General features: G+C 35.2%; 1 protein-coding gene. It reads left to right on the forward strand.

The features are described from left to right. Positions 1-95 precede the first annotated feature (95 nt). Positions 96-1,265: an IS256 family transposase gene (locus J2Z40_RS19660; RefSeq protein WP_066391697.1), complete on the forward strand. Its 1,170-nt coding sequence runs from the start codon at positions 96-98 to the stop codon at positions 1,263-1,265. Positions 1,266-1,411 lie beyond the last annotated feature (146 nt).

A 1,411-nucleotide genomic window follows, 5' to 3' on the forward strand; every position in this document is an offset into this window, starting at 1 on the left:
GATTAAGTCCATATAATTGTGTAAAAAGAGAATGAGCCATATCAATTTCTGGTTACAATGTTTTCAGCGACGAAAATTGTAAAGGAGAAATTGAGATGACTCAAATTAATTTTACCCTAAATTTAGAGGATTTAAAAGAAACAGTAATGAATTGTGGTCTAGATTCTGTAACGAAGGCTGCCCTTGTATTGATACTTAATGAGGTTATGGAAAAAGAACGTGATGATTATTTACAGGCACAAGCCTATGAAAGAACAAATGGGCGTATTGATTATCGAAACGGTTATTATGGACGGGACTTTATGATTCCTATTGGAAGGCTCTCTTTGAGGGTCCCTAGAACGAGAAATGGCCAGTTTTCAACTTCACTATTTGAAAAATACCAACGTGCTGATCAGTCACTTGTAATGTCGATGCTAGAGATGGTTGTAAATGGGGTATCTACTCGAAACGTTACCAAAATAGTTGAACAGCTTTGTGGAGAGAATGTGTCAAAATCCTTTGTTTCAAATTTAACTAAAAAGCTAGATCCTGTTGTCAATGAATGGGCTAATCGACCTCTTGGTGTCATGTATTATAAATATGTTATTGTCGACGCCATGTACATTAAAGTCAGAGAACATAATAAAGTCGTTTCTAAAGCCGTTTATATTGCGATAGGGATAAATGAAAAAAATAAAAGAGAAATAATCGGACTAAGTGTAAATCACGCTGAATCAAAGATAGGTTGGACTAAATTCTTTGACTATTTAAGATCTAGAGGATTTCAGTCTCCTAAACTGATTATTTCTGATGCCCATGAGGGCTTAAAAGGTGCAATTAAAGAGTCGTTAATAGGAACAAGCTGGCAGCGTTGTACAGTACATTTTAAAAGAAATATCTTTGACCATATGCCAAAGAAAAAGTCCATAGAGGCAAAAACAATGATTAAACGAATATTTGATGCGAAAGATGTAGCCAAGGCGAGAGTCTTAAAAGAAGAATTTATCAACTCATTTGAAGATAATAAGGCCTATGAAAAATCTATTAAAATTTTAGACGAAGGGTTCGATGATGCTATTCAATTTATGAATGAGCCAATTTCCTATCACGTACAGCTACGTACAACGAATATGCTAGAGCGAGTAAACTCGGAAATTCGACGAAGAGAAAGGGTAATTAGAATCTTCCCGAATACACAGTCAGCTTTTCGACTAATAGGTGCAGTACTAATGGATATCGAGGAAACATTCGATCGTGGGGAAAGAAAATATTTAAAAGATTGAAAAAGGGTGCTGGTACGCGGAGCGAAAATTTTGTAAGGAAAAAGGGGGTACCCCCTTTTTCCTTACAAAATTCAGCCATAACCCAAAGTAAGATCAATAAGATAAAACATTGTAAATCATTTTTACACAATATTGTGGACTTGACT

It is taken from the genome of Cytobacillus eiseniae, assembly GCF_017874625.1.
GTDB lineage: Bacteria > Bacillota > Bacilli > Bacillales > Cytobacillaceae > Cytobacillus > Cytobacillus eiseniae.